We start from the raw sequence: 551 nt of genomic DNA on the forward strand, positions 1-551 counted from the left end.
CTTTCTCGACATCGTCCCCCGCACCGCTAGCGCCTGTGCTGTAGCTAATCATCGCTACTTTTGGCTCAATTCCAAAAGCTAGGGCTGAGTCTGCACTCTGTATCGCGATGTCCGCCAACTCTTCAGCGTTAGGGTCTGGATTGATTGCACAGTCACCATAGACCAGTACTTGCTCTGGCAAGCACATAAAGAAGACCGAAGAGACAACAGTGGCTGATGGTGCAGTTTTGATTAACTGAAGTGCTGGGCGAACAGTATTTGCTGTCGTGTGTACAGCACCTGAAACTAATCCGTCTACTTCATCTAAGGCAACCATCATCGTCGCAAGAACTACATTATCTTCAAGTAGAGAGCGTGCCATATCAGGCGCTAAGCCTTTGTGCTTGCGTGCCTCCACCATATGAGGAACGTATCTTTCACGCACTTCGTCGGGATTGATGACTTCTATTTCATCTAGAAATGTCAGACCTTGTGCTTCAGCAACCGAGCTAATGTCGCTGCGCTCCCCAATCATAACGCATTGAGCGATATTCCTTTCTTGGCAAGCAATC

1 protein-coding gene is annotated in these 551 nt (G+C 48.5%); it reads right to left on the reverse strand.

The genetic code is table 11. The annotated features are described in order from the left end of the window. A partial coding sequence (locus A3739_RS06430) for a phosphate acyltransferase (RefSeq protein ID WP_255376770.1) occupies positions 1-551 on the reverse strand: 551 nt, incomplete at both ends.

It is taken from the genome of Oleiphilus sp. HI0067 (genome assembly GCF_001635735.1).